General features: G+C 33.7%; 8 protein-coding genes. 4 read left to right on the top strand and 4 right to left on the bottom strand.

The window, feature by feature from the left end; all coding sequences use genetic code 11:
- Nucleotides 1–36 precede the first annotated feature (36 nt).
- Nucleotides 37–1,050 carry a type I glyceraldehyde-3-phosphate dehydrogenase gene (gene gap / locus WCG23_12590; protein MEI8390707.1) on the top strand — a complete coding sequence of 338 codons (1,014 nt, stop codon included), beginning with the start codon at nucleotides 37–39 and terminating at the stop codon, nucleotides 1,048–1,050.
- Nucleotides 1,051–1,191: 141 nt separating this feature from the next.
- On the top strand, nucleotides 1,192–1,971 hold the full coding sequence (gene tpiA / locus WCG23_12585) for a triose-phosphate isomerase (GenBank protein MEI8390706.1): 780 nt from the start codon (nucleotides 1,192–1,194) through the stop codon (nucleotides 1,969–1,971).
- Nucleotides 1,972–2,098: 127 nt separating this feature from the next.
- Here tpiA and WCG23_12580 read toward each other — a convergent pair whose 3' ends face one another.
- Entirely contained in the window at nucleotides 2,099–3,217 is a 1,119-nt protein-coding gene (locus WCG23_12580; GenBank protein ID MEI8390705.1) for an ATP-binding protein, read from the bottom strand.
- A gap of 145 nt (nucleotides 3,218–3,362) precedes the next feature.
- On the opposite strand from WCG23_12580, the gene queD reads away from it, so the two are divergent.
- Nucleotides 3,363–3,722, top strand: a complete 360-nt coding sequence (gene queD, locus WCG23_12575) for a 6-carboxytetrahydropterin synthase QueD (GenBank protein MEI8390704.1) — start codon at nucleotides 3,363–3,365, stop codon at nucleotides 3,720–3,722.
- Nucleotides 3,723–3,794: 72 nt separating this feature from the next.
- On the opposite strand, the gene WCG23_12570 is transcribed toward queD, so the two are convergent.
- The 3 genes from WCG23_12570 to smpB form a co-directional block, all read right to left on the bottom strand.
- Nucleotides 3,795–4,316 (bottom strand): chemotaxis protein CheW, encoded by a 522-nt coding sequence (locus tag WCG23_12570; GenBank protein ID MEI8390703.1) that lies wholly within the window; start codon nucleotides 4,314–4,316, stop codon nucleotides 3,795–3,797.
- 17 nt (nucleotides 4,317–4,333) lie between these two features.
- On the bottom strand, nucleotides 4,334–6,046 hold the full coding sequence (locus WCG23_12565; protein ID MEI8390702.1) for a methyl-accepting chemotaxis protein: 1,713 nt from the start codon (nucleotides 6,044–6,046) through the stop codon (nucleotides 4,334–4,336).
- Between the two features lie 389 nt (nucleotides 6,047–6,435).
- Nucleotides 6,436–6,906: an SsrA-binding protein SmpB gene (gene smpB / locus WCG23_12560; protein ID MEI8390701.1), complete on the bottom strand. Its 471-nt coding sequence runs from the start codon at nucleotides 6,904–6,906 to the stop codon at nucleotides 6,436–6,438.
- A 385-nt stretch (nucleotides 6,907–7,291) separates the two neighbouring features.
- On the opposite strand from smpB, the gene WCG23_12555 reads away from it, so the two are divergent.
- A complete protein-coding gene (locus WCG23_12555) occupies nucleotides 7,292–7,510 on the top strand; it encodes a hypothetical protein (protein ID MEI8390700.1) in 219 nt (72 codons plus the stop codon).
- The last annotated feature ends 123 nt before the right edge of the window (nucleotides 7,511–7,633 follow it).

The following is a 7,633-nucleotide window of genomic DNA, read 5'->3' as shown; positions in this document are numbered from 1 at the left end:
AAAAAAGTGTATGTATTTAAAAAGAGGGATTTGTAAATGGTAAAAGTAGCGATAAACGGTTTTGGAAGAATCGGTCGTAACACATTCAGAGCCGCAGTAAAAAACGGTTCATTCGAAACACTTGATTATGTTGCAATTAATGATCCCGGTTTAACACCGGCAGAAGCAGCACACCTTTTGAAATATGACTCAGTAATGGGCAGATTTGAAGGTACAGTTACCGCTGATGCAGATGGTATAACCGTAAACGGTAAAAAAGTTTTATTATTTAAAGAAAAAGACCCTTCAGTGCTTCCCTGGGCAAAACTTGGCGTTGAAGTCGTTATAGAATCAACAGGATTCTTTACTGATGCTGAGAAAGCAAAAGCTCATATCGCAGCCGGTGCTAAAAAAGTTATTATTTCAGCTCCAGCTAAAAATGAAGACGCTACAATCGTTTTAGGCGTGAACGAAAATGATTATGATTCCGCTAAACATAACGTAATTTCTATGGCAAGCTGTACAACAAACTGTTTAGCGCCTATCGCTAAAGTTCTTCTTGAGAATTTCGGTATTGTTGAAGGTTTAATGACAACAGTTCACTCTTATACAGGCGACCAAAGAATTTTAGATGCAGGACACAGCGATTTAAGAAGAGCAAGATCAGCAGCTCTTAACATTGTTCCTTCATCTACCGGTGCAGCTAAAGCTATTTCATTAGTATTACCTGCATTAAAAGGAAAATTAAACGGTTTTGCTATGAGAGTCCCAACTCCTGACGTTTCAGTAGTTGATTTAGTAGTTAGAACAGAAAAACCTGTAACCGCTGAAGCAGTGAATGCAGCTATGAAAAAAGCAGCTGAAGGCGAATTAAAAGGATATCTTGAATATGTTGACGAGCCTTTAGTAAGCACCGATTTTATCGGTTCACCATACAGCAGCAGTATTGACTCCAAATTGACAATGTCAATCGGTGACAATATGGTTAAAGTTATTTCCTGGTACGACAACGAAATGGGCTACAGCACAAGACTTGCTGAAACCACAGCTTTCGTTGCAAGCAAATTATAAAAATTTATTCAAACTACAAATTGTCATTCCTGGGTTTTAGCCGGAAGAGTCTGCTCAATAATATACAGGTTCTTCGCTTCACTCGGAATGACAGTTTGGTTAATTTAGCAATTTATATAAATAAAAATAAGGGGACACATAATGGCAAGAAAACCAATAATCGCCGGAAACTGGAAATTAAACAAGCTTGTTAATGAATCCGTCGAACTTACAGAAGATATTAAAGTAAAATTAATGGATTATAAAAAAGAAGACCTCCCTGTTGTGGTTCTTTGCCCTGTATTCACTGCGATTCAAGCTATAAGCAATGTGCTTGAACATGGAAAAGGCATTTTTCTCGGTGCGCAGAACTGTTACTGGGAAGACAACGGAGCTTTTACAGGAGAAGTTTCTGTTACTATGCTTGCTGACCTTTGTGTAAGCTATATAGTAATAGGTCACAGCGAAAGAAGACAATACTTCTCTGAAACAGATGAAATGATAAACAAAAAAGCAAAGGCAGTTCTTTCAAACGGCTTAATTCCTATAATCTGCTGCGGCGAAACTTTAGAACAGAGAGAAGCAGGAATTACCGATGAGTTCGTGGCAGGACAAATCAGAGCGGCTTTAAAAGGATTAAGCGAAGAAGACGTAACAAAATCTGTAATTGCGTATGAGCCTATTTGGGCTATCGGTACAGGAAAAACATGTGATTCTCCTGAAGCCAACAGAGTAATTAAAATGATTAGAAATACCGTTGCCGAAGTTTCTTCCCAAGATGCTGCCGACAAAATCAGGATTCTTTACGGCGGAAGCGTAAAACCTTCTACCATAGAAGAACAAATGGGCATGTCGGATATTGACGGCGCTTTAGTTGGCGGAGCAAGTCTTGAAGCGGAAAGTTTTGCCCAAATCGTAAAAGGCACATTTCTTCCTTTGTAGAGATTTTCCCTCTACTATCTATTTTCTAAAAATTTACATAATTCTATAACCTCTATTAAGAGGAAATAAAAGCTGCATGTTTTTATTTAATGATTTTTTTAGGAATGTCAAAAATCTATTAAATATATTAATCTTTTTTGTGTTGCAAAATAGCAATCGGACATATTATTTTTGTGCCGGGTCTGTCAGGAGCATTAGGATTAACAGGGCTGATTATCGTTATTTTATTGTCTTTGATAGGAGTGTATTTCAAAATTTTTCTTATGCGGTCTAAACCATGACCTGTGCCATGAATTCCTGATTTAACGGCATTGCTGGCGCGTTCTCCGTTAATAACTTTTTCTGTTTCTTCAGGAGGTATCCCGATGCCGTTATCCTGAACCGAAAAATTTAAAAGAGAATAATCATCAGGAGCCTTTTTTAGTGAAAATTCCGCTTCAATACTGCCATTGATAGGGGTATATTTAACGGCATTTTGAAGAAGATTGGAAAAAATCGTATATGTTTTATAATCTTTTGTTAAACGTATGACATCCGGATTTTCTAATAAATCTTTTCCTTTTATTGATAATTTTATGTTTTTTGATTTTGCTCTGTTCTCAACCAATTCCATTGCCAAATTCAAGATAGAGGGCAAAGATGTTTTATTTGAATTAATCAGTCCTTTATCAATAAAAAATTGATATCTCTTATACGTATCGACTATTTCAGAGAATGTGTTTTTACAAATTTTATCAAAATCTTGAGGCAAAGGTTTATAAAATTTTCTGCTTATAGGGTCATCAGAATTTTTAAATTCTAATGACCAAAAATAATTTTGTGAAAAATCTATTTTTTGTCCTGATATTTCGTGGAGAAAATCACCGTCAAGCATGTAATTTTCTTCTTTTGTTATTTTTTTTGTAATTGATGAATGATAATTTCGACTTAGTTTTTCAGCCTTTGTTAAAGCTTCTTCACATAAATAAGCTTTATCTTCAGGATTATTAGTTTCATATATTTTTTGTAAAGATTGGTTAAACAGCTTTTCTACCTTATCAGTGGGCAGTTTTATGTGTTCTTTGCCACAGAAATTTAACTTAGTTCTATTAATCAATGAACTTTGATAATAAATATTTGTATTATGAATAAATGCAGAATCATTGACTTTGATATCATCATTAAGCTGCTTAGATAAAGCGTTTGTTTTTATTTTTACCTTAACAGACCTTGCTATATTTGGTTGTACAAAATTTAAAGACAGCATTTAAAATTAACTTTCAAAATAATCAACTAATACGTATAATTAAAGTGTCGTAAAAATATAAGTTGATAGCTTAACTTGTATTTTTAAATAAATTGTAATATTTTTTTACAATAAAATTATACAAAAGTTAAAAAAGGTAATTAAAATGTTTGAAGTAAAAGTCGAAGCGCATTTTTCAGCAGCGCATCATTTGCTTAATTATGACGGAAAATGTGAAAACCCTCACGGGCATAATTGGAAAGTTGAAGTTTACGCACAGGGAAAAGAACTTGACGAATCGGGAATTTTAATTGATTTTAAAATCCTGAAAAAACAGCTTAATGATCTTCTTGACCATTTAGATCATTATGATTTAAATGAACTGAAAGAATTTCAAGACATAAGCCCCAGCAGCGAAAATATATCAAAGTTTATTTATCTGGAACTTAAAAAGCAAATCCCTCAACTTACAAAAGTTTGTGTATGGGAAACAGAAAGAGCCCGAGCGACTTATTGGGAAGAATAAGCAGGTTATGAAAAGTTAGAAACAGCCGTTGAATTTACGTTCAACGGCTGTTTTTATTTTATGGCAGAAAAGCTATTTGGATGCTACTTCAGGAGTTTGACCAAGAGATTCTGCAAATTTAGAAAGATTTTTTAAATCTTTAACTTCATTATGAGAGAGGAATTTCGTAGGATTAATCAGAATCAGCAGTTTGTCTTTTAATTTGCCGATACCCCAGAGAAAATCTGTATCTTCTTCCATATCAATGGGAGGCGGAACAATATCATCTGTTTTAAGGTGTATAACTTCCGATACAGCATCAACAATTAATCCGATAATTTCCTGCTCAACATCAAGCACCATAATTCTTGAATCATTTGAACTATGGTCATTTTTTACATCAAGGTTGAATTTTTTTCTGCCGTCAATAACTGGAATAATTCGACCTCGAAGGTTTATAACGCCTTCTACAAAAGAAGGAGTTCTGGGAATTTTTGTTGTCGGTTGAACCATTATTATTTCTTGCACATTTGTTATGGGGACGGCATATTCTTCTTTTCCCATTTGAAAAATAATTAGCTGGATTTCTTTTTGATCAGTAAACTCATTTATCATCAACTTATTAATCTCCTTTAGATTTTAAAGGCAGAAACTTGTTTTGTTAGGATTTCTGCGATGCTTGCAAGGGTTTGAGCACTTGCACTTATTTCTTCCATACTTGCTGTCTGTTCTTCTGTAATACTGGAAATTTCTTCTGCGCTTGCTGCCGTTTCTTCTGTTATTGCAGAAATATTTTCTATCATTTGAACCATTTCTTCCGAAGATTTAGCAACTCCGTCAATTTCTTTTGTTATTCCCTGAATTTTTACGTTAGCTGCTTTTACTTGTGTGATGATGGTTTCAAGAGCTGTTCCTGCATCGTTGACTACAAAGACACCTTCTTCAACTTCTTGAGTTGTTTTACCCATTGTAGATACCGCAACTTGGGTTTTGTGCTGAATTTCTTTTATCATTGAGGTAATTTTTTCTGTTGCGCCTGCGGATTGACCTGCAAGTTTTTTAACTTCATCAGCTACTACCGCAAAGCCTTTTCCGTGTTCACCGGCTCTTGCTGCTTCTATAGCTGCGTTTAATGCAAGAAGATTTGTCTGACCCGCTATGTTTTTGATTAAGTCGACAATTTGCTCTATGTTAGAACTTAATTGTCCAAGTTCGGAAATATTTACTGAAATATCTTCCGATACTTTTTTAATGCTGTTTATTTTGTTCACAGCTTTTTTAATGTGTTCGGCACCGATATTTGCGTTTGTTTCTGCATCATTTCCAAGTTTTGATACTAATTTTGCTTCTTCTAACACGTCTTGAACTGTTTTGTTCATTTTGTTTAAATTAGAAGCACCCTGTTCCACGTTTCTGGAAATTTCCTGCGCACCCTGTGCTAACTGAGTTGTACTGCTTGCTGTTTGCTGCGCACCCTGAGCTGTTTGTTCCGAGGATGCACTCATTTCTTCCGAGCTTGCCGAGATATCTTCCGCTGATTGAGACACCTGCATAATAAGGTTGCGCAAGCTTTCTTGAGTATTATTTAGTCCTTTGCCAATCTCGCCTATTTCATCATTGGCGCGAATTATTACACTTTCCTTAGAAAGATTTCCTTTTTCAAATTCTTGAAGTCTGTCAACTACTGTTTTTAATCTCTTTGAGAGCCAGCTTGCCAGTAAATAGCCTGAAAAAATTGATACAATAAAGGCAAGGATTATGGTTGAAAAAATAATAATGGTTGCTAAAGCAGCATCTTTGTCGTTTTGGGTGTTAATTTCAGTTGCAACTTTTTTGTTGTACTGAGCTAATCCGAGTGCTATATCTGCGGCTTTATCAAAGTTCCCCATATCTTTTATGACTAAATTATACCCTGCCGTATAATTTTCGGATTGGCATAATTCTATGATTTTTTGGATGCCTGACTTGTTTTCATCAATTATTTGTTTAAGTTTAGGCAAGTTTTCTATTTCATAAGGGTCAAGTTTGGTTTTGGAATAAGCAGCTATTAATTCATCTGATTGTTCAACAAGTTCGTTAGTTGATTTTGTTAATTCTTCGGTTTTAGCTTTATTTTTTGATGTTGTCATTTCAAATAAATCAGCTTGAATCTGGTTTGAATTGCTTCGAACAATATTTAATTGTTCAACAGGGATAAGCCTGTCAAAAAACATGCTCGTCATATCGTTTGCCGCTTTATTGGTAAAATGATAACCGACAATGCCGACTACTAAAATAAAAGAGACACAAAACCCAATCAAAATTAAAAGCTTTTGCATAATTTTTAAATTTCTAAACCATTGCATGCGATTTTCCCTTTCTATAAGAACCGGCTACTCTTAATTTATAAGCTATTTTGGAATTTTTATTAAAACTAATCTTTGCTTCAGGTTATGTCAAATATGCTTTACGTTGAATAATTATATTCCTTTTTTTGAAAAAACAAAAGATTTTTTAAAGACAATTAAATTAGTATCAATTAAATTGCTAAATATAGTATAAGGTCAACTTTTTGAAAACATTGGATTTTTAATGTTATTTTAATTATTTAGATCGAATCGCTAAACCGTTAAAATCGTCATTGCGAGCATAGCGAAGCAATCTATAAAAAACAAAATAGATTGCCGCGTCGAGTCTAAAGCCTCTGCCGCAATAACCCGTAAATTTAATTAGCAATGACAACCTATAAGAACGTTTAAAATCTTTTCATCGCTCTTTCAATATCTCTTTTTACAGATTTTTGGGCAATATCATCTCTTTTATCATGAAGTTTTTTCCCTTTTGCAATTCCGATTTCAACTTTTGCCCATCCTTCTGAAATATACATTTTTAGCGGAATTAAAGTTTCCCCTGTACCTTTTATTTTATCTGTGAGTTTTCTTATTTCATTTTTTGTAAGAAGAAGTTTTCTTTTTCTTTCAGGATCATGATTATAAATATTGCCCATTTCATAAGGACTTATATGCGATTTATAAAGCCATACTTCGCCTTTTTCTATTTTTGCGAAACTGTCTTTTAAAGTAACCCTGCCTGCACGGACAGATTTAATTTCTGTCCCCGTTAAAACAATCCCAGCCTGATATTTTTCCATAATACTATATTCATGGAAAGCTTTTTTGTTTGATGCAGCTACTTTTTCCTGCTTGTTTTTTTTATCTTTACTCAATGTATTTCACCTGAAAGAATTTTTGCTTTAGCGGGTCAAGACTAAATCTTGATTTGGATTTTCGTTTTTGAAATTTTTATCTGACTTTATAATTTAAGTTTATTTAAATTAAGTATATAACAAAATATTTGGTTTAATGAAGTTTTGTGAAGGCGAATTTTTTAATAAAAAAGCATGTTAAATTCAATCATGGCATGGTATTCAACCTTTTGTTTAGTAATGTAATAATTGTACAAACATTTGTTGAGTTTTAACTCTTTGTGTATATAATTTTAATACGGGAAGATTAATTTAACCATAAATTCATCTCATAAAGTATTAATCCCCGAAAAAAACGGCTACAAAAATAGTATAGTTGACGAATTGTGTTTTGGGAGATAAATTAGTGCATAGATGTAGGGATTTAGGACGCGTTGCGTCTGTGAGAAGGTGGACAAAAGCAGCTATTGATTGTTATGAAAGAGGCTGTGTTTGTAATAATTGTTATTATAGCGAATTTTTCAACGGAAGTCCTCAAAGATGCCAAATGAAGGCAACCGTACTTGAGTTAGTCAGAGTTCTCGGAAAACCTAATAACGTTGAAGATAAAGAATTTGTAATTTAGTAAAGTTATCTGTGTCCAATAGCAATAATCAGGATATAAGGCTCTCAAGATAATCTACAATTCTTTTTTCGGGACCTTAAGAAATTTTATTGATTCTCCGATAAAAAAAGAAGAGAAAAATTA

The organism is bacterium, from assembly GCA_037147175.1.
Lineage (GTDB): Bacteria > Cyanobacteriota > Vampirovibrionia > Gastranaerophilales > UBA9971 > UBA9971.
This window is presented reverse-complemented; position numbering and strand designations above follow the sequence as displayed.